Below are 248 nucleotides of genomic sequence, written 5' to 3' on the forward strand. Positions count from 1 at the left end.
ACGATCTTCATCATCATGCGCGGATGATAGGCCGGGCAGCCCGTCGTTCGCCAGAACGGCTCGAAGGCCTCGTCGGGGATCTGTTCGACAAGGTCGTGGACAGCGAAGGCGATATCGTTTTCCTGGAGACGGACTTCTAAATCTAGGGGCAAAACCAATTGGTTCATGGTATACTCTTTGTACATAGGGGCACCTCCAAAGTTATGGTTTGGTCACTTTAACTTTATCAGAGGTCGCCCCTATCTGTT

1 protein-coding gene is annotated in these 248 nt (G+C 51.2%); it reads right to left on the reverse strand.

Going from position 1 to position 248, the window contains the following annotated elements:
- A partial coding sequence (locus KNP76_RS15735) for a transposase (protein ID WP_483298101.1) occupies nt 1-185 on the reverse strand: 185 nt, incomplete at its 3' end.
- Between the last annotated feature and the right edge of the window lie 63 nt (nt 186-248).

The organism is Exiguobacterium sp. s150 (assembly GCF_018618435.1).
GTDB classification, from domain to species: Bacteria; Bacillota; Bacilli; order Exiguobacteriales; family Exiguobacteriaceae; genus Exiguobacterium; species Exiguobacterium alkaliphilum.